Raw genomic sequence first — 18062 nt, 5'->3', positions numbered from 1 at the left:
GGGGACGAACATGATTATTCGGTCGGGACATGCAACCCACGACGCCACTTGCGTAGCGGCGGAAACGACGAAACAGGCCGTCATCGGCAGCGCTAAGCTGGCCTACGACACCGGTGGTTCGCTTGCCACTTATGTCGCGGCGATAAAGACGGCAGAGATTGCATTCTATCGTTCGCTTGTTGCTTCTTGCGTGGCTAACGGCTTGCCGTCCTCGCAGTTCTATCCGGCGCTGCGCGATTTGGGCACCGGCGGCGCATGACGGACCGCGTCAAGCCAAAGCGCAAGCCTCGGCGCGAGCTCGAACCACTCGAGCCGATCGACGCGAAAGATGGTCCCAAGATGCAGGCCTTGCCGAGCGATCGTCACCGCGCGTTCGTTCGTGCGCTCTACGCGGTGCGGCCAGGTCACGGCGCTGCCGTGAAGGCCGCCAAGCTGGCAGGGTTCGGCACCGCAGAGTCCTCGCCCCAGTCGATGGCGACGATTGCAAGCCGGCTGAAGCATGACGAGCGCGTGCTTGAGGCCATCGAGGAAGAGGACAAAAAATTCATTCGGGCCAGCGCACCGCGCGCTATCACCGCCTTGTCGCGGTTGATCGAGGATCCCCGGCACAAGGACCATGCGCGTGGCATCGGGATGGTGCTCGATCGCGTTCACCCTGCGGAGACCGTTCACAACGTGAAACTGAATCATGATGTGACGCCAGCCTTCAAGGAAACCGCGCAGGTGATGGCGCGGATGGCCCAGCTAGCCGCAAAATACTGCGGCCCAATGTCGACGCTGCCGGCGCCTCTCCTCATCGAGAACGAGGAGACAAAGCCGTGCGGGTGACGAGCGAATATGTCGAACAGGTCTGCCGGGTAAACCCGTTTCCGATCGGCTGCAAATATACCTTGATCATGATCTCGGACGTAAAGCGGGCATTGGCTGGGAACATCCCGCCGGAATACCGCCTGAAACTTCTCGACCATCTCGATGGATGGGCCAACGAGCCTGCGAGCGGGTGGCTGACCGCGGAGATGATCGCCGCGATCGCTCCAATGTGCGACGCCGCGCACGAAATTTTCCGCGAGGCTATGCAGCTCGACCGGGGACAGCCCGGACGTCCCGGCGCCTTCGACGCGCTCGCAAAATTCTTTCCGGCGTTTGCGGTGCTCAATCCGTCGCTAATGACCGCGCTCGAAATGGAGCCGCGGCGGTTGGGTAGCTTTCGTCCCGTCGAAATGGCGGAAATGCAGTCATGAATTCACAACTCCAGGGCGTCGAGCTCGCCCTTCATCCGCGGCGGCCGGGACGCGGGGAGATCCCCGGCCAACAATTCACGAGGCGGCAGTGAGCGATAGAGAGACCGCAATCATTGGGCTCAGGCGCGAGATCAAAATAGTTCGCGCGGCGGTTCGCGACCTGAAGGGGCAGAACGAGCGCTGGCGCAAGGTGTGCGTCATGCTCTGCGGCGTCGCCGGTCTCGACTCCGGACAGTTTCAAAATCTGCTCAGGGCCGAGTCTCTTCCAGTCGAGTAGGTAGCGCGGACCAAAAGCGCGTTTCGGATTGGGCCCTCCGCAACAGGCCTCGCCTTCGGTCAACGGCGCAAACGACCTCCGGCGGCTCACCGATTTGAGCCGATCCATCGAGGTCGGTCCATGCTCTTTCGCTTGGTGCGTCGCGCTGCTCTTGCAATCGCGTTCGTCGCGGCTTGTTTCCCCGCGCTCGCCCAAACATTCCCCACCGTGCCGTCGGGCACCGTCATCGGCCGGACCGCAATTGGCACCGGGCCGTCGCAGGAAATCCCGATTACGTCGCTGATCGCCTCGATGCTCAACCCGCTGACCGTCACCTCGGTCAACACGGCATCAGTGGTTTACCGCGGCGCCACCAGCGGCACCGCCACCATCAGCGCCCAGGCGGTTGCCGGCACGCCTGTGATCAAGTGGCCGACCACGTCCGGCACCGTCCCGACCACCGCCACCCTGCCGATCGTGCTGAACGCCACCACCGGCGTGCTGAGCTGCCCGACTTGCGCGCTGACGATCGACACCCGAACTGCCGCCGCAGCGCTGAACCTGTCAGCCTATAACGTCATTCGGACGGGCGGTTATGCGACCGCTGGCGACGGCGGTGGTGCGACCTTCAAGAATGTCGGTTCCACGGCCTTTCTTGACAACTACATCACGTCGGCAAGCCTCACAGGCGGATCCGGCTACACCAACGGCAGCTATCTGGGCGTTCCACTTACCGGGGCTCTCACGACGGGTAATTGTCTGGCGGCAATCACAGTCTCTGGTGGCGCGGTCACTGCTGTTACGACCACAATGCCGTGTGCGGCCTCATCTGTGGGCAGCGTGCTCAGCACATCGAACACTTACATCGGAGGAACCGGCTCCGGATTTAAGTGGACGGTCACCGCTGTTTCTACACCGCAGGCCAGTTTCACCGACAGTGCCGGCAATCACTGGCAGTTCGTCGAGACCGAAGGCTCCACCAACGCCCTGCAGTTCGGCTGCAAAGGCGACTGGGGTGGAATAGGCTCCGACGCGTCCTCGACCAACAACTCGCCGTGTCTTTGGAGCGCGCTTGCGTTCGTGAGCCTCAAAAGTGGGTGGGTCGGAGGATACGGCGGCCATCTCGTGATCCCCAAAGGCGCGTTCATGACGTGCGGGCAATTTCTCGCGAGTGGCTTCAACCTCCCGATTCCGCAAAGCGTGCGTGTCAGCGGCACCAGCATTTTCGGAACGACGTTGGCAGAATGCGCCGCTGACACCGGCAGCACTCACTATGTCGGCCTCTGCGATGCTGTTGCAAAGGTCGGGCAGTTCGGCTGCAAGGTCGAAAATATGACGCTGTACCTCTGGCAGGTCACGACGGCCAGCGCGGGAATTGCGGCGATCTACTCGAACAGCGGTCAGCAGTTTGCGCTTGCGGAGAACGTGGAGGTTGATGCCTATCACAGGAGCTGCGTGAAGTACGAAACTGGGGCTGGCGGTGCAGCGAACGACATCTGGATTGGCATTGATTGCGTGCAGGAAGGGGCGGCCACCAATCCCGGTTTCAGTTTCAGCGCTCTTACCAGCCAACACATCCTTCAACGCAGCGTCTGCGCATCAGGCCCGGCGGGTGCGGCGGTATGCATCAACAACTCTGGCGGCCGCTTGATAGCTGACGGCATTGACATCGAAGGCTATGGCACCGGTCTTCAATACCAAGTCACCACAAGCGGAGTGATTGGCAGTTATAAGAACGTCCAAGAGCAGTCTGGTTCGTGCTCTCAAGCGATCCAGTTGACCGCCAGCAATCTCCCCGGAAACTTGGTCATCGAGAATATTTCCACTGGATGTCCGGTGACCGTTCTCAATCAGCAATCGGGGGGCACCAATTTCACCGGCAACATCGTGAAGCAGATCACCTGCGTCAGTGGGGCGTGTAACTAGCGACCACGACCTTTGTTGGCATCTGGACGCTGTACTAGGTCGGCTTCAACCCGTGAGGAGCAACGATGGCTGAAAACAGCAAATCTGCCGGACCGTGGAATGACTACGCGACGGTTGATGCTCCGTCCGCAGACGGCCCTTGGAACGCGTACAAGGGTTTGGACGATTGGGCGCCGGTAACCGCGGCCGCCGAGGATGATTGGCAACCGGTCGGCCAGCCCAAGGGCATCGAAGTCCCGGACCGCATCCCTCAGGCCATGGAGGATCGCCTTATCGCCGGCCATGAGGCGCGCCAGCGCGAGGGCGGCAAATGGTGTCGATTACAAGCTACCAAACCGGTGAATGACGCCGAGAACGGCAACGATCAGCGCTAGTCCTGAAACCCATTGCGGAAGTTGCGACATCCAGACGATTTGTTTTGCGGACCGAGTCGGTCGTTTTGCCAAAAAGATTCCCATGATTTCTGCACGATGCTGCTGAGTCGTCATGAATGCGACCATTGCTGCTAAAAATCCTATAGAAAATGCAATGATAAAAGCTCCGATCCCGTGCAGCTGTGGAGTTGCATTGTAATCCTTTATGACGCTCATGCATCCAAGTAGGCCCGCGCCATTCGCAGCTAGCAGATAGCCGACAAGCTTAAACTCTGTCTCGAAGAAGTCTTTCGCCAGTTCTTTTTCAATCGCATATTTTTCTGCTGGCGTGAGTGCTGGTAGATCTTCATCGACGTTCATCGTCATTGTTGTCCCATGCCTTCATGAAGGAGGTTCCCCTGCGAAGTGTCATGCAATTGGGGTCGAGCGCAAGGAAAACGCCCTGCCACCTTTTCGCCTTTGACCCGCCGCGATCAAAGACGGGCAATGGATTGCCGGACAATTGGCGAGATCTCTCTGTCCATTCTGCGAAGCGTAGCCAACCCATCGCTAACTGCGGAGTACTTTTTGAAACCGGTCTTTCGATACCTAAAGGAATGGTCGAGGTGATGAGGATGAAGGAGTTCAATCACGGCGATCGTTCTTTCATCACCGGCAAAATGGCCTAACTTGGAAGCCATCTCGGTGAGATCAACTAGAGAATGCCTGATCTTCGACTTTTTGAGGTCTGCTTGAGCCCCACCTGATGCGATGATGAATGCCTTCAAGAACAATTCTATCCCCTGAGAGATTAGAAAATATTGGGGACTTGTGATGTGATCATACTGACTGTCGTGCAAAATTATCGCCGCTTGCAAGTATTCCTTGGCGTCGGTCAAATAGCTAACCGATAAGAACTTGTTCGGCGCATCAGTAGAGCTCATTTCTTTACCTTCAGGCCGATCTCGACGAGCCGGCGGATAGCTTCGGATCTGCTCGCATCATTCGCCGTGCCCCAAGTCTCTACGGCCTCGATCAAGGCTGCAGGCATACGAAGGACCACCTGAGGATCCTTGCCCGTCGCCGGGCGGCCTCGAGGCTTTTTGGGCATTACTTTTATTGACTTCTTCATAATTTAGGCATTACCTTAAAATCGAGCCGAGCGGAAGGTGGCACTTCCAAGCTCGGCTCTAACCCCAGTCAACCAGAAGGGTAATTCCATGACCAAGGCTGACAGCGTGCATAGCACGCCACCCCTAAACGCGTCTGCAAACATCATCGACCTGGCCGCGCGCCGAGCGCGGCGCGCCCTGCCTGCCGACAATGTCCAGCTGATCGACTTCCCCGTGACAGCGCGCCAGCGCGCTAGCCGGTCGCGTAACTTCCTGAGGCATCCCTGCAATCGGGTCTCTCTCGCCGTGACGATCGCAGGCCGCCTCCAGCGCGGCGAGCCGCTGGGCTACCCTGTCGACGGAACGGCGGCGCTGCGTGAGGGGGCCGCAATGGCGCGTCAGTTGGCGGTGGATCTCGAGATCATTGCGGAAGAGCACGGCCGGGAGGCGCAGCAATGAGCAACGTCATTGAGCTCGTGCCCGACCGCTCCGGGGTGAATATCGACGAACACCATGCGCAGGCCTTCCGCGATCTGGAAACCAGCCTTCGCGATTGCGTGAGGATGACCGGCATAGCCGCCGAGTTGATGTTGAACGCAAGCATCGAGAACGATCACTTGCGATTTGCGGTATTTCATTCGGCTGAGATGCTGACGCGCCTGGAAGAAGAGTACGACGCCCGTTGGAATAGCGAGCTGCGGGGACCGGCATGAAGCGCCGGGGCAGACTGCATAGGAAGCGCGACCGGCAGCGGCTGATGACGCACCGCAGACGGCTGAGGCGGTAGACTGTTACAGAGCGCGGGGCTTCGGTCCCGCGCTTTTTAATTTCCCCCGCGCTGCGGATAAAGCGCCTAGGGTCGCGGGGTTCAACCCAGGAGGGAACACACTTTGATTCGTATTTTGCTTATTGCTCTGACGCTTTCATTCGTCGCGCCTATCGCAAGCGCGGTCGCTGGACCATGCGATACCTCATCGGATCGGGCAGCGGACGGATCGCGTTGCGGCGATCGTGCGGCTGATCGCAGGACCGGCGGGCGCTAAAACGACATGGGCCCGCCGGTTCACGCTGGCGGGCCTTGCCATCCTGCAGCAGAATGCCAAGCCCCAAGGCCTTACCGAATTCAGTATCTATTTCTGTGGAACAAGCGCCTAGTAGTTCCTATCACCAGCCCATCACGGCTTCTATCGGTGACTGAGAGCCCTGTGCTCCCGCCAGAACGCGGAGCCATTTATGGCCAAACTCACCACATCTCTGACAGAACGCCTCACCCAAATGGCCAGCGTCGCTCGGAGCCGCGCAGAGGCAACTCCCCCCGGGCCCAAGCGGGAAGCATTGTTGAAGGCAGCGCGACTGAGTGAGAACGCTTTGCACATTCAGCAATGGCTGAGCTCTCCCGGGCTCCGGACCCCAACGTAAGATCCTAGCTTGCCGTCTCATGGAGGCGGTCTCATTGTAAATGACGGCAGGCCGCTGGCGTGCGGAACGTGGCGGCGTCGGTCGCAGTAACAGCCTTTTAGCCGTTCCTGCGATCTCACCGTCGAAAACTCCGGCGCTCTGATCCGCAATTGGATCGGCCGCCGGGAGCATGGGGCTGGAGAGCGAGCGAAGGAACTCCCGCCAGGCGCCGTCCGTGAAGCGTTAAACCCGATAGGACCCGCTTTGCCTCTGGTACGTTAGCATCTATCACCGGCCACGATTCCAGGGCGTCGGTGACTGAGAGACGCGACCGCGCTCCCGCCTGTTCGGACCGCGCTCAGCGCGCGATAGAGGAAGCCGTTGAACTCCGCAGATTGAGCCGCATCTGGGTAAGAGATGCCGAACTGCACACCGCGGCGGTTCAATTCGCGAAGTATAGGGAGCGTGCGCAGCAGTTTCGAAAGAAGGGCTAAGTCCGCCTCAGTGGGCGGGCTCTTTCCGAGGCGGGCCTGTTTCCCACCTCAGTTCGAAATCGTTAGTGGCCTGTTTTGCTTTTCGGATGCACAATGCCCGCATGGATCAGCAAGATGAATACCGGCGCAACGCGGCGGAAGCTCAGCGCCAAGCGGACCGGGCCGCCAACGAGGTTGATCGCGCCTCTTGGCTGCGCTTGGTTCATGGGTGGCTAAGCTTGCTCGCAAAGCGGCCCCGGTCAGCCCAGGAAGCGTTCGATCAAGCGGCCGCCGACAGAGGGACGGGCCAGGAGGACAACAAGTCGTCGAATTAGTTGGCCAGGAACACAAATTATTTATCGGCATTGAGCACCGATGAATGATGCCCGGCGCCTTCAAAGACTGTGCGAGACACAGGCGGCCCTTAGCTCCAACGCCAAGGTCCGCGAGGCCCTTTTGGAAATGGCGGAAGAGTACCGCATCCAGCCGACCATGACGACGAAAGGGAACCCGCATCGACGAAACTCGATGTAGGTCAGACCGTAAGTACCTCGCGATCGGGAGGTATGCACCATGGAACAGGAAGAACGGATAGCCGCCATCCGCTCTCGGATGGACGAAATGATTGAAAAGATCGCTGAAGCTATTTGCTTGGGCCGCACCCCTGTCGCGGCCCAGCGCGTGCTTAGGGCTCTGACTGCCGAACTCGCCAAGGAGCTACAGGAAGAGTAGGCCGCTCTTGTGGACACGGGCTCGCTGCACCGTAGCCTTACGGGGCAAAGACTTGGGTGCGGCTGCTCGTCCGGGTGTAATACACCGGGCATGGTGGAAACATACGACCAGTCGGAGCTACAATTTCAGATGCTTGCGAAGGTGGAGCAATGCCGAAGGCTTGCACGCCAAATCGGTGATCAGGGTACGGCTCAGCGCCTTCTTGATCTCGCAAGCGAATACGTCATGCAAATGAAGAAAATCGAGGGTATCAAGGGTAAATGATGCCACCCCTTGGCGGCAGCTTTCATTCACGCGAGCTACTGCCTGTCGTGGGTGTGGATGCCCCGCTGGCTCGTTGCTGGCGGGCCCGCTGTTCTCCGGGCGAGAACAGATTGTGATTCTAAGAAATCTTCGTTCGTTCCTCGCGCGTGTATTTATAAGCGGAACACCTAGAAGTACGGCCGCGTCAGCGGGGCGGCCTCTCGTATTCGCCGGTTCATGCCGGCGGGCCTCACCTCACAATCCGGCGCTTCTTGGGAGGCGCGATTCTGGGGCGGCCGTGGCTTCCTCCGACGGCAGAGTTGCGGCAGCCTCCCTGGCAATCGCTTTGCGCACGTCGCCACGACTTTTGCCTATTGATTTTGGTCCCGGAGGTTGAACAGCTCCGCCTCGCGGAAGGGCCAAGAGGTTTTCTGGGGGGATAGCAGACGCTTCGGCGATAAATTGTTGCTTCAGTTCCGCAATTTTGGTTTCCGCATAGCGCAGCGCCTGCGCGACAGCAGCTAGCAGCTGTGAGTGACCATCACCGCTTGGGCCGGTGTAAACCGCAAATAACTCAGACTGCCCCAGAAACTTTCCTGTCCCCGGTTGCACCACAGCCGCGACATTACATTGCCGCGCCGAGCCATGTCGGTGCGCAGTGTAGGAGTTTCTCAGATCGCGAAGCCATCTGAAGTACGGCGCGATCCCATCGGCGTTTGGGTAAACCGTTTCGACGACGAGCGGATAAGCGTTCTTGCTATCGAAGCAGCCTACAAACTGAGTAACGCCATCCCGGAAGAGGCTGCCATTGATCGCCCTGTCTTTTTCGTCGCCCTGTCCGGCTGCGTATCGCTCGACCCATATGGAGAAGCTGAGCAAACTGTTCTTAAGATCGTTTTTGGTGAGTAGCATCTCGGCTAGCTCCGTGGCGACTGGTAACCCAGTGTCGACCATCAGCAACTCTTGTTCGCGGTCTACGCTCGATCTGTCATCTTCTAAGTTTGATGTGGCCGAGGTGTCGGAGTTGTTCATCGATTGCTCCTTCGCGCCGCCAGGCTAGGCCCACTCTGCCAGACCATCAATGATGGCGTCCTTGTCTTGCGAAAGAACGGGCGTCCGTTCAACAAAGGTCTTGACGCTCGAGAGCAATCGGGAATCTGCTCGGCCGCATGGGGAAACATCAGCACGACATCGACGAGTTGCGGGGGTTCGAGCGCCTATGTCTAGAGCTCGCCGCCGGCGCGACCATGCCGGAGGAGAGGGCGGGGCTCGAGTTCATGGCCAACTGCTATCGAGCCGAGGCCATCTGCCTTCAAAGCCGCTTCCCATCTGCTTCCCACACCGGAAATCTGGGAAGCAACGGCGCTATAAAACGTTATATTTCCTACCTAAAATCTTTGCTTGACCGATCTCCGGTTATCACATGGCCGTCGTTGCCGGCGTCGTGTTCTTCGCGGTGCGCGCGCTGCTCGCTCTGATCCCCGGATTGGCGGCCGGCTTCGCCATCAAGAAATGGTCGGCCGCCGCCGCGCTGGTCGCCGCTGCGTTCTACCTGCTGCTGTCGGGCGCGGAGGTCGCCACGCAAAGGTCGTTCTTCATGACGGCGGTGGTGCTGATCGCGGTGATGGTCGATCGCCGCGCCATCACCTTCCGCACGCTTGCTGTGGCTGCGCTGATCGTGCTGGCGGTCGCGCCGGAAGCGCTGGTGCATCCGAGTTTTCAGAGATTGAATGCGCCAATTGCGTGAGCCGTGTTTCCACCCGTAAAGCCATTGAATCGTTTAGCGTTTTTTGGTGTTTCCATTGAGACCCCGTGAACAAAAGCCGCTCAAAACTGGGCAAAACGCTGGGATTGGCGACGTAGAGTCCCGGAAAAAGTCCCGGAATGGTTCGAGGCGTTCCGCATGCGTTCGGGAAGGCCGGGCGCTGGGCTCGGGCCGCCTCACCCCTCTTATTTCCCCTGCCAGGCCATATTAGGCGGAAATGAACTGCCGCGAAAAACAATCTGCGGCACCCCTGAGTATTTCAGCGGCAAAAACGGTTGATTTGCAATTGGCCGGGCTTCGGAGGTAAGCGACTGAATTCCTTGGACATTAGTTGATTTCCTCGGAGCGTCTGGCGGCTTGGTTCCGGCCAGCGGCTTGCCTGATACCATGGCCAAGGCCTCCACAATGCTGTTGGCCGTCTTACCCAACCCGCCCGGAGCCACGGTCACCGACACGGCCCTTAACCGAGAGCACCGCGCCAACATGGCGATTTCTTTTGCGCGTGCCTTTAGTGGGTGAGCCGGGAAAACCGCACTAGTTCATACAACCAATCGGAGGCCTTCATGGGTAATCGTGCAAAGCGTCGCGCCTGGGCATGTCGGGTCATGTCTGATCCGCGGATGAGTGATATCCACCGGCAAGTCGCTCTTACGATCGCTGACATGGATCGGCGCGGCTTTGTGTTCTGCGAGCTGGACGGCGATCTCTTTTTCGAGCCGAAACCGCAATACGCGGCCAGCCTGAAATAGCGGTTACGCCGGACACCCTGCGTCAAACGTTCTAGGAAACTACGTTCTTGAAAATCATTGAATTCCGACCATCCCGTAGTAGCGGGAAACAACTCGGCACGTTTGACGCCGAGTTGGCGCCTGGCGTGCGAGCGCTGGATCTGACTCTCATCCGCAAGCAAGACGGCAGCTACAGAGTGTTCGGCCCTAACGTCCGGCTTGATATCGGTGTTGCAAACGACCTCGCCAGGGAAGCGGTAGCGATGGGGGGCAGTAGCCGTGGCGGACAGTAGAATTGAGAAGACAGGCGGGTTGCTTGATCAGTGGACGCTTCTTAGCGAGATCATAGCCGACAAGCGCACCCGCAAGCCTCACATTCAAATCGCCCAGATCGTTATCGATCGCCAAAAGCGAGAGCACGGCAACAGCCAAGCGAGTGTGCGCTACATTGAGCGCGGCACCGGCCTCTCGAAATGGCGGATCAGCAAGGCCACCGCCGAGCTGGCCGAGTGGGGCTACTTTACTAGGCGTCCTGGCGCCGGCACTCGGCCCTCTGAATTCACCGCGACCTCATGGCCTAGTGTCCGAGTCCAGAGGGACTCTAAGCACCCGACGCTAGTGTCCGAGTCTGAAGGGACACAGTGTCCGAGTCTGGAGGGACGCTGCGGGCCTCTAGTGTCCGAGTCTGAAGGGACGAATCCTGCTTACGTAGACGGCTTACAAGCCGGCCTACGTGAAGCAGAATGTTCTGTCGGCGCGGCTACGCCGCCGGCTTTGGCCGGGCTTGAGCCCGCCACGCCGGAGACGCCGCCAGGGGGATTTGTCGAGCTATGGGATGCCTTCAGTCTCAAGCTGACAAATACTAAGGCCAAAGCCAGAGCGGCCTATGACAAATTGGCGCCGGAGGCCAGCCTTCATGCCACTATTGTTGGGGCGGCAGCGCGCTTGCATGCTCACTACGAAGAGCACGCGATTGAGCGGCGATATCGTATCCAGCTCCAAAATTGGATTACGGCGCGCGGCTGGGAGGATGACCTTCCCGTCGTATATTCCAACGCGAAGTCCGCGGCGATAGCCAAGTTACGCGGTAGCGCGAAGCCAGTCCAACGGTACGACGAAGCCGACCGCAGCGTAAGGCCGAAGGCTGAGCCACCAGAGCTAGCCGAGGAGGATGACATGGGGAGGCGCCGCTCCAGTACCGTTGACGCAGCTGAGGCCGCCGAGCATGACCGCAAACTCAGCGGGGCAGCCATTGAAATCAGTGTGCCGAGCGGCGTGCCGCTTACCGTGGTGTCCACCGCGGTTGAAAAAAGGGGCGGCGACACCTGGATGGCCCTTCAGACTGACCGCGGGCGCGTTGCCGTCCTGGTTGAGGGCAGCAATGCTCCTCTGCAGGATGCGGGTCAGGAGCACCTTCAGCGGCTTGCTTACGCCTGCGGGGTCGACGCCATTAATGACCCGGCCGAGTTGCACGGTACGTCCTTCATGATAGCTCTCAGCACGTTTGCCGCCCTCCCTGAGAGGGAAGCTGCTTGACGGGGTAGGGGTGGGTGAAATGTCTTGGGCATTTGCCCGTGGAAACCGCCGCTCAAGTCACACGCTAAATCCCGCAAATTTTCAGATTATTTTTCCCCTGTGTGCAGCCGGATGCCGGCCACACTAAGAGCCAGCAAATGGCCAGAACGTCACGTCGAGGTTTCCATGACCCCCGCAAACGACGACCAACCCATCGCGGCCGACCGTGTTGTCGAGACGCGCCCGAGCCCTGACGAACTGAACCGCATCCTGCACCGCCGCTTCCCTGGTATGGGACCGGCCCACGGCTGGCAACTGGAGGCGGCCGCCCGCAAGACATTCAACGCCGATTTGACGCAGTGGTTCGGCTTGGACGGGCGCTGGCATTCTACGGCGGAGCAATATCGCCAGCCGCGAGGTAAGCGCCGTCAGCCAAAAGAAAATGTAACGCTGGCGTTACATTTGGACGAGGCCGAAGCCGCCACCAAGGCCGAGCGCGATGGGTGGATGTTCACCGAGGCTGTGGCCTGCCGATGGCGCGAATACGCGCCGGCCATTGCGGAGGGCGCGCTGGACATCGTCGGCAAGGTAGTCCCAGCGACCACAGGGAGTCGCCTCATGCAGTTTGGCGCGGTGGAGGACGCTATGATCCGCGCTATAGACGCGAAGCGATTGTTGGCCGCTAACGACAATGTGCTGACGGAAATTCGCAGGAACAGGCCGCGCCTAAGACAGACTGCATAAATCCAGATTTCGCCATAGTTGGGAACGTATCAAGTTGAAGGCCACGTTTGTGGTCTGACGTGACGTGCACTCGGCGCGCGCCGGCCCACTACCGGCTGCGCCGCCTTTTTCCGGCGCAGTGCCGTGGTCCGCTAAGAGCGGCTTTTTATTTCCCCCTCTAGTCGCAACTTTTAATCCTTAAAAAGGAGAATGGCCGCCATGGCCTCGCTAAGCGCTGCACTCGATGCGATCGAGCAGCATTTAAAGTTTCCGCGCTCGCGCAGTACGGGCGTCGCGCGCCGCTTGCAGGAAGCTCGCCTTCTGCCAACGGGCTTGCCGAGTGCGCCGCCTGAATTGAATGAGTATCAGGTCATCGACATCGTTGTTGCATTGGCATCCGACGTTACCTTGCACGAAGCGCCTGCAGTGGTCCGCGCCTACCACGCAATGACTCCTGGTGGCGCTAGTTTGATCGGCGCACCATTGTCGATTTTGCACGCCGCAGTTGCCGTCTCGGTGGTGATCGAAGATGCTCGTTCAGGTATTCCTGAAGCCCGTGCATCGAAAGTCGAGGTCTCCTGCAACTGGAGAGCGGTTGCGATTCGCAAGCCGGATGGCACGGTCGATCGCTTCTGCGAGATCGGGCAAGACGCTTCACATTGGCAGTGCAACGGCCACAACAAATCAACCACGCTCAGCGTGGCAGCGATTGCTTACGCACTCGACGACATTTTCGGAAAGGTCATTGCCTAATGGCACCTCTTAAGAAACAACCCGCTGACGAATTCATCGTGCCTACTCTTGAGACTTCCAGTCAAGAGTATGCAGACCTCGTGGCGCGGAGGCAGGAATTGAGTGAGCTGCTGTCCTCGCTAAACAAAGAGTCCGCAGAACTCGACAACAAGATCGCCGCAGCACCCCAGGTACTGCACAGCGCTGCTGTCTCGGCATTGTTGGGCGATCCGGAGGATTCTGCTCCGCACCTTCGGAAGCGCCGCCGCCAAGTTTCGGGTGAGATTGCGAATGCCGAGACGGCATTGGAGGTGATCGCAAAACGCATCACTGCTGCGCGCGACGTCGCGAGCAAAACTGCTTGCGACGCCATCCGCGGTGAATATAGGCGGCGTCTGTCGGCCGTCTGCACGGCAGCAAAGGCTCTCGAAGTTACTCGCAGCCATCACGACGAGCTGCTAAATGATCTGGAGCGCGAGGATATCAACCTGGGCTATTTGAGGCCGGTTCGCGCGCATTTCGTCGAAAGGGTCGAGTATTTTCTCAAGGAAGTGCGGGAGGCGGGTCACAATGTTTGAGAAAGCGGACGAGCGTCGCGCTAGAGTAAAGCGAAAAATCTCTATCCGCGGCAAATACTTTAAAACTGACGACACAGATCCAATCGCAATTGCTCGCGCGCTGCGAAAGGAATCGCCGCTCGGGAAGCGTGAGGCGCGCCTGGAGAAAGCGGAGGCGAAGGTTGGCCGAAGCTAAGATTGTCTGGGGGTATGCCGTGCTGTGGGACTCCGTCACGACGATCGCAAATGAGTTCCGGGAGCAGTTCGCAAAGGGCTCGCTGACACGCAGCATCCAGGAGGATGACATTCGGATGCTGCTCGATCACGATTCCGGCCGTGTCGTCGGGCGCACAGCATCAGGCACCCTCCGATTGCGAGAAGATGCCTTAGGGCTTCGCTATGAAGTCGATGTGAACCTTGACACGCCAGATGGACAGACTCTTGCCGGGACAGTCGGGCGGCGCGACGTGTCCGGCATAAGTCCGTCGTTTTATGTCAAATCCGAAAATTGGCCCCGCCTCGGATCCGGCCTACCTTTGCGGATCATCACTGAGGCCAGGCTTATAGAACTGAGCGCTGTCGCTTTCCCAGCGTACCCTCAGACAACCGCCGCGATGCGCTCAAGTCCCAATGCCAACAGTGCAGCCGCCCAACGTCGGATAGCAGCAAGGCGTGAAGCCATGCGCATCAGGGGCATGCTGGGGTAGGGGGAGAGGGGTGATTCAGCCTCTCGGAAGTTTCGCGCTGCGCACCGGATTTGGCCCAAAGTTCGCGCATCCACAATTCAAAATATGGGGTATTAGAGGTTGTATTCATACAATCATGCAGCCGAATGCCGGATGCCCGCCCGCGGACTCTGCTCGGTTGCGACCGCGAACCTGTCGATGTTGTGCTCGGGCTTCGGGCGCAGATGATGAAAGAGATCGGGGAGAGAGTCACTTGACCTTGCGGACCAAACCAAAACGCACCCCCGTCCTGCATCTGGTCATGCCGGGTGTTGAGGTCGCTCGTGTGGAGCCGCTGCCGCGCGAGACGGTGACGGCCTTCCTGCGCCGCGCTGGCTGGGCGACGCGCGACACCAAATATGGCTGGCAGTTCAAGAAGGGCTTGCCGACCATCCTTGAGATTAACGGCGAGGCCGTCCTCCGCCGTGATTGGCGACGTCGTCGCATCGGCGCCAAGGACAATGTGCGGTTTGTGTCCTATCCGCTGGGTGGCGGCGGCGGAAACACGGCCAAGCAGGTTATTGGCTTGGTGGCGCTCGTGGCGGTGGCTGCGTTTGCGGGTCCATTGGGCGGCGCAATTGCCAGTTCGCTGTCGCTCTCGGCCGGCGTTGGTACCGCGATCGGTGCGGGCCTCGCAATTGGCGGCTCGCTGCCGGTCAGCGCCGTACGGATGGTCAATTTTCAATTCGAGGATTTTTACAATGTCGGCAGCTAACCTAATTGTCGCGTCGGATGGCGCGCATCTCGTTTCGGACGGGCTTGTTTGGAACACAGCAGATCAAACGATCACTGCGATTTGTAACAAGGCTGTTCTATTGCCGCAGTTCAAAGCCGCCGCAACGGTCCGCGCTGAGCATTTTGTTGTTTTCCAGGCCGTGTCGCTCGCTCTATCGACAATGGCGGCAAGCGGCTTCGATGATTTCAAGCAGGCGATCGGTCCCACGCTCAGGGAGCTGAATGACCGGATGTCCGCGATGGGTGCTGCGAGTCCATTCGAGGTGTCGGTCGCGGGAATTTCAGAACAGAGTGGCCCATCCGGTTTCCGGATGACGACCCTGCAAGCCGGCGGCGATCACCTCGCACCATCGCGCGTGATTGACTTTCCCCGCGGCTTCAACCCATGCCCATGCAGCACCGAGGCGGATGAGCAGGAGATCCGTGCGGCAATAGAGAAGGCGCCGGCAACCCTGGACGGCCATGCGGTTGCCGCGCTAACGGCGCAGCGTGAGATTGCCCGACGTGACTTTGAGGCGGGGCGCCGGCCGTGTTGGGTGGGCGGATTTGCGCAGATCACCACCATTTCGGCAGAGTCTATTGCCACGCGCATCATTCATCTTTGGGGCGATGATGTTGTCGGGGCGAAGTTGGCCGCGTGAAGCTCGCCGCATCTGCTGAAAAAGATTAGAACAGAGGTTTCAAATGACTGATTTCCACAACATTCCATCAGACCCAACCGAACCAGCGAATCCGGTTGAGGGCTTTGTGTTCATGCCGGCCGGAAGTGACGTCGCCCAGGTCTGGCAAAAGATCAACGGCCAGTACGTGCGGACCGACAATGCGATTGTGCACGCCGAGGCTAAGGTAACTCGATGACCGCGCTTCTCAGCTACTCCATAGGCACCGTTTCCGTTGCGGCCGATGGCACCACTGTGACCGGCTCCGGCGTGATTTGGTCCGGATCTAATGTCAAGCCCGGCGACCGACTGGATATCGGTCATTTCTCGGCGCTGATCGTCGATGTCGTCGATCCCACGCATCTGACCATTACGCCATGGCCGGGTTCAACGGTCAGCGGGGCGTCTTATGTGATCTGGCAGGACTACCCTCAACGCGTTACCGGTATTGTGACGATGCAGAGCGTCAACAAGCTCGTTGACGCGCTCAACACGTCTGGCTTTTTCGTGTTCGTGGACATCGCCGATACCGAGCCCGATCCTTCGCTCGGAGATGACGGCCAATACGCATTGCAGCCGACGACCGGCAAGCAGTGGGTCAAATCGGGCGGGATCTGGGTGTATCAAGGCATCTATAAGGCGTTCCAGATTAAAGGCGCCTGGAGCGGAGCAACCGCCTACGCGGTCAATGACGTCGTAGCGCTGAGCGGGTCGAGCTATGCGTGCGTGCTCGACCACACCAATCACACGCCGCCGAACACGAGCTATTGGCAATTGCTGGCGAGCATCGGCAGCACGGGCGCCACTGGGCCGACCGGCGCCGGCTACGGCGGCACGTCGACCACGTCGCTTGCGATCACTGTTGCGTCGAAAGTGTTCACGACGCAGGCAGGCCTTGCCTATACCAACGGCGCCCGCGTGCGGGCCACGGCTACGGCCGGTGCCACGGGATGGCTTGAAGGCGTCGCGACCTACAGCGGCACGACGCTGACCATCACCAGCGATAAGATCAGCGGCTCAGGAACGGGGACCGCGTGGAATTTGAACGTCGTCGGCGAGCCTGGCGCGGGCGATCTCACGAGCGCCAACAACCTTTCGGACGTGGCGAGTGCGGCGAGTGCGGCGACCAATCTCGGCGTGGTCCGCTATGGCGGCTCGCAGAGTTTGACGGATGCACAGCAATCGCAAGTGCAGGCGAACATTGGCGGGTCGCGGAAGAACTATCTGCTCAACCCATCCGGCGAGATTGATCAGGAGGGAGTTAGCGCAGGGGTATCGAGATCGGACGTGGCCTATGATTTCGATCAATGGCTGACGCTGACTCAATCCGCCGCAGTGACTGTTAGCGCCATTGCGAACGCCGAGGACGGCACGCCGTTCATGATGCGCACGCTTCAAGCGAACGCGACTGCGCAACGCTTCGGCCGCATCCAGTGGATCGAAAGCGGCTTCTGCCGTGACCTTCGTGCCCAGTCGGTAGTTCTCTCTGCGCGTGCGAAAATGTCGGCGGCGGCTACATTGCGGTATGCCCTCGTGGAGTGGACCGGCACGGCCGATGCCATCACCAAGGACATCGTCAGCGACTGGACCAGCGCGACGTTCACGGCTGGAAACTTCTTCACGTCGACATCGACGACCGTCGTCGCGGCCGGCTCGATCGCAATGTCGGCAAACACCTTGACTGACATCGCGGCCATCACCGGGACTGTATCGGGGTCCATGAACAACCTTTCCGTGATTTTTTGGACGGACAGTACTCAAGCGCAAAATGTCACGCTGGATATTGGCAAGGTCAAGGTGGAGAAGGGAACGATACCGTCGAAGTTCACACCTCCCGTTCGATCCACCGAACTCCAGGCCCTCAAACGGTACTGGCAACCGATTAGAATTGGCTTTCAATTCGCGGCGGTCACGACGGGCGGCGCCTATGGCAACGTCCAGACTTGGCCTTGTGAGATGCGGGCTACGCCGACAGTCGCCCAGATTTCAAACATCGGGGTCGATCACTTTCCGACCACCGCGCCGACCACTTCCGGACTGACGACAATTGGCGGTCTTTTCTACAAGACGGCCAGCGCCAGCGGCAACGGATTTTATGACGATCTGTTGAGCCTGAATGCGAGACTGTAGAACTTACTGACCTTTCTAAAGGCATCCGCATGGCGGGCTCGGCGCGTTTTCCACGTCCG

23 protein-coding genes and 1 pseudogene are annotated in these 18062 nt (G+C 59.4%); 20 read left to right on the top strand and 4 right to left on the bottom strand.

The window, feature by feature from the left end:
- The first annotated feature begins 10 nt into the window (after window positions 1-10).
- From IVB19_RS19520 to IVB19_RS19495, 6 genes are all read left to right on the top strand, one after another.
- A complete protein-coding gene (locus IVB19_RS19520) occupies window positions 11-259 on the top strand; it encodes a hypothetical protein (protein ID WP_247819815.1) in 249 nt (82 codons plus the stop codon).
- On the top strand, window positions 256-828 hold the full coding sequence (locus IVB19_RS19515) for a hypothetical protein (protein WP_247819814.1): 573 nt from the start codon (window positions 256-258) through the stop codon (window positions 826-828). Before IVB19_RS19520 ends, IVB19_RS19515 begins: the two co-directional genes overlap by 4 nt.
- Window positions 819-1241: a hypothetical protein gene (locus IVB19_RS19510; RefSeq protein ID WP_247819813.1), complete on the top strand. Its 423-nt coding sequence runs from the start codon at window positions 819-821 to the stop codon at window positions 1239-1241. Before IVB19_RS19515 ends, IVB19_RS19510 begins: the two co-directional genes overlap by 10 nt.
- Window positions 1242-1329: 88 nt before the next feature.
- The gene (locus IVB19_RS19505) at window positions 1330-1518 is read left to right on the top strand and encodes a hypothetical protein (RefSeq protein WP_247819812.1); all 189 of its coding nucleotides are present in this window, start codon (window positions 1330-1332) and stop codon (window positions 1516-1518) included.
- Window positions 1519-1638: 120 nt separating this feature from the next.
- Window positions 1639-3423, top strand: coding sequence for a hypothetical protein (locus IVB19_RS19500; protein WP_247819811.1), 1785 nt, complete (start codon window positions 1639-1641; stop codon window positions 3421-3423).
- A gap of 65 nt (window positions 3424-3488) precedes the next feature.
- On the top strand, window positions 3489-3797 hold the full coding sequence (locus IVB19_RS19495) for a hypothetical protein (RefSeq protein WP_247819810.1): 309 nt from the start codon (window positions 3489-3491) through the stop codon (window positions 3795-3797).
- On the opposite strand, the gene IVB19_RS19490 is transcribed toward IVB19_RS19495, so the two are convergent.
- Both IVB19_RS19490 and IVB19_RS19485 read right to left on the bottom strand, forming a co-directional pair.
- A complete protein-coding gene (locus IVB19_RS19490; protein WP_247819809.1) occupies window positions 3744-4163 on the bottom strand; it encodes a hypothetical protein in 420 nt (139 codons plus the stop codon). The genes IVB19_RS19495 and IVB19_RS19490 overlap by 54 nt on opposite strands.
- A gap of 107 nt (window positions 4164-4270) precedes the next feature.
- Window positions 4271-4720, bottom strand: a complete 450-nt coding sequence (locus IVB19_RS19485; RefSeq protein WP_247819808.1) for a hypothetical protein — start codon at window positions 4718-4720, stop codon at window positions 4271-4273.
- Window positions 4721-4996: 276 nt separating this feature from the next.
- On the opposite strand from IVB19_RS19485, the gene IVB19_RS19480 reads away from it, so the two are divergent.
- From IVB19_RS19480 to IVB19_RS19470, 3 genes are all read left to right on the top strand, one after another.
- Window positions 4997-5347 carry a hypothetical protein gene (locus IVB19_RS19480; RefSeq protein WP_247819807.1) on the top strand — a complete coding sequence of 117 codons (351 nt, stop codon included), beginning with the start codon at window positions 4997-4999 and terminating at the stop codon, window positions 5345-5347.
- A complete protein-coding gene (locus IVB19_RS19475) occupies window positions 5344-5601 on the top strand; it encodes a hypothetical protein (RefSeq protein ID WP_247819806.1) in 258 nt (85 codons plus the stop codon). The genes IVB19_RS19480 and IVB19_RS19475 overlap by 4 nt, the downstream gene beginning before the upstream one ends.
- A gap of 1731 nt (window positions 5602-7332) precedes the next feature.
- Window positions 7333-7491, top strand: a complete 159-nt coding sequence (locus IVB19_RS19470) for a hypothetical protein (protein WP_247819805.1) — start codon at window positions 7333-7335, stop codon at window positions 7489-7491.
- 498 nt (window positions 7492-7989) lie between these two features.
- On the opposite strand, the gene IVB19_RS19465 is transcribed toward IVB19_RS19470, so the two are convergent.
- Window positions 7990-8766, bottom strand: a complete 777-nt coding sequence (locus tag IVB19_RS19465; protein ID WP_247819804.1) for a hypothetical protein — start codon at window positions 8764-8766, stop codon at window positions 7990-7992.
- 376 nt (window positions 8767-9142) lie between these two features.
- Between IVB19_RS19465 and IVB19_RS19460 the strand changes: the two are divergent.
- Window positions 9143-9457 (top strand): annotated as a pseudogene (locus IVB19_RS19460) (ComEC/Rec2 family competence protein); the annotation flags it as partial.
- A 227-nt stretch (window positions 9458-9684) separates the two neighbouring features.
- Here IVB19_RS19460 and IVB19_RS19455 read toward each other — a convergent pair.
- Window positions 9685-9954: an AAA family ATPase gene (locus IVB19_RS19455; protein ID WP_247819803.1), complete on the bottom strand. Its 270-nt coding sequence runs from the start codon at window positions 9952-9954 to the stop codon at window positions 9685-9687.
- Window positions 9955-10062: 108 nt separating this feature from the next.
- Between IVB19_RS19455 and IVB19_RS19450 the strand changes: the two genes are divergently transcribed.
- The 10 genes from IVB19_RS19450 (at window position 10063) to IVB19_RS19405 (ending at window position 18003) form a co-directional block, all read left to right on the top strand.
- Entirely contained in the window at window positions 10063-10248 is a 186-nt protein-coding gene (locus IVB19_RS19450) for a hypothetical protein (protein WP_247819802.1), read from the top strand.
- Window positions 10249-10506: 258 nt separating this feature from the next.
- The gene (locus IVB19_RS19445; protein ID WP_247819801.1) at window positions 10507-11763 is read left to right on the top strand and encodes a hypothetical protein; all 1257 of its coding nucleotides are present in this window, start codon (window positions 10507-10509) and stop codon (window positions 11761-11763) included.
- A 165-nt stretch (window positions 11764-11928) separates the two neighbouring features.
- A complete protein-coding gene (locus IVB19_RS19440) occupies window positions 11929-12486 on the top strand; it encodes a hypothetical protein (RefSeq protein WP_247819800.1) in 558 nt (185 codons plus the stop codon).
- A 198-nt stretch (window positions 12487-12684) separates the two neighbouring features.
- Window positions 12685-13218: a hypothetical protein gene (locus IVB19_RS19435; protein ID WP_247819799.1), complete on the top strand. Its 534-nt coding sequence runs from the start codon at window positions 12685-12687 to the stop codon at window positions 13216-13218.
- Between the two features lie 98 nt (window positions 13219-13316).
- Window positions 13317-13775 (top strand): hypothetical protein, encoded by a 459-nt coding sequence (locus IVB19_RS19430; protein WP_247819798.1) that lies wholly within the window; start codon window positions 13317-13319, stop codon window positions 13773-13775.
- 161 nt (window positions 13776-13936) lie between these two features.
- Window positions 13937-14461, top strand: a complete 525-nt coding sequence (locus IVB19_RS19425; protein WP_247819797.1) for an HK97 family phage prohead protease — start codon at window positions 13937-13939, stop codon at window positions 14459-14461.
- A gap of 232 nt (window positions 14462-14693) precedes the next feature.
- A complete protein-coding gene (locus tag IVB19_RS19420) occupies window positions 14694-15194 on the top strand; it encodes a hypothetical protein (RefSeq protein ID WP_247819796.1) in 501 nt (166 codons plus the stop codon).
- A complete protein-coding gene (locus tag IVB19_RS19415) occupies window positions 15181-15855 on the top strand; it encodes a hypothetical protein (RefSeq protein ID WP_247819795.1) in 675 nt (224 codons plus the stop codon). Before IVB19_RS19420 ends, IVB19_RS19415 begins: the two co-directional genes overlap by 14 nt.
- Window positions 15856-15898: 43 nt before the next feature.
- A complete protein-coding gene (locus IVB19_RS19410) occupies window positions 15899-16072 on the top strand; it encodes a hypothetical protein (RefSeq protein WP_247819794.1) in 174 nt (57 codons plus the stop codon).
- Window positions 16069-18003 (top strand): hypothetical protein, encoded by a 1935-nt coding sequence (locus tag IVB19_RS19405; RefSeq protein WP_247819793.1) that lies wholly within the window; start codon window positions 16069-16071, stop codon window positions 18001-18003. Before IVB19_RS19410 ends, IVB19_RS19405 begins: the two co-directional genes overlap by 4 nt.
- Window positions 18004-18062 lie beyond the last annotated feature (59 nt).

The sequence above is a fragment of the Bradyrhizobium sp. 187 genome (assembly GCF_023101005.1).
In the GTDB taxonomy this organism is placed as follows: Bacteria; Pseudomonadota; Alphaproteobacteria; order Rhizobiales; family Xanthobacteraceae; genus Bradyrhizobium; species Bradyrhizobium canariense_D.
Note: the sequence above shows the minus strand (reverse complement) of the source record. Positions and strands in the feature narration are given on the sequence as shown.